A 337-nucleotide genomic window follows, 5' to 3' on the forward strand; every position below is an offset into this window, starting at 1 on the left:
CCTCGAACCGGTACAGACCCATGCCTCTTCATTACTCTTCCCCTGGCTGGCGGCCACAAACGCTGGCCGTTGGCTTACTACTGGTACTGCTGAGCGGCGCGAGCCAGGCCGAAACCTGGGTCATCACCGACAAGGCTCATCCGGTCTCTGCCACCGGATCGTCGCGCGTTCTGTTTCTGGACGCCCAGGAACACCTCGAGGAGCAACTGACTGCGGCCTTGCCCCAGGATCCACAGCATGCTCAAGCGGCGTTTAAGCGATTGCTACAAAGCCCCGATGGGCGCCGCCTGCAGGCAGAGCTGGTCAAGGCACAACAAGACGTCGCCGATGCGTGGAG

The 337-nt window shown here is 62.0% G+C and carries 1 protein-coding gene; it reads left to right on the forward strand.

Annotated features, from left to right (window positions below):
• Positions 1–20 precede the first annotated feature (20 nt).
• The coding region (locus tag HMPREF2924_RS37020; protein WP_083325391.1) for a TIGR03757 family integrating conjugative element protein at positions 21–337 on the forward strand (317 nt) is incomplete at its 3' end.

This window comes from Pseudomonas sp. HMSC063H08 (genome assembly GCF_001813645.1).
Lineage (GTDB): Bacteria > Pseudomonadota > Gammaproteobacteria > Pseudomonadales > Pseudomonadaceae > Pseudomonas > Pseudomonas aeruginosa.